Raw genomic sequence first — 301 nt, 5'->3', positions numbered from 1 at the left:
TATAAAATGCCAAGAATAATCAAGGCAATATTAATTACAATCATTCATTCTCCTGACTTTCTACATAGAGTAAGATACAGAACGCGTCTGCCATGTCGTCGTTGATATCATTATCAGGTACTATGTTATAGCTCTTGAGTATCTCAATGCTTTGTACTTTTCGCAATGCACTCTTACCTTTAATTAGATGATACCCACACCATTTACTGTTTGGTACATCAACATAGCCAATGTTATGACGGTTACGCATGACACCCAAGAATGAACCGTTAGCTCTAATCAATGAGATGTTTCCCTTAGA

The 301-nt window shown here is 36.5% G+C and carries 1 protein-coding gene; it reads right to left on the bottom strand.

All coding sequences use genetic code 11. The features are described from left to right. Positions 1-40: 40 nt before the first annotated feature. A partial coding sequence (locus FDW96_RS12540; protein ID WP_212732888.1) for a hypothetical protein occupies positions 41-301 on the bottom strand: 261 nt, incomplete at its 5' end.

This window comes from Citrobacter sp. TBCS-15, assembly GCF_005280815.1.
Classification (GTDB): Bacteria; Pseudomonadota; Gammaproteobacteria; order Enterobacterales; family Enterobacteriaceae; genus Citrobacter; species Citrobacter werkmanii.
Note: the sequence above shows the minus strand (reverse complement) of the source record. Positions and strands in the feature narration are given on the sequence as shown.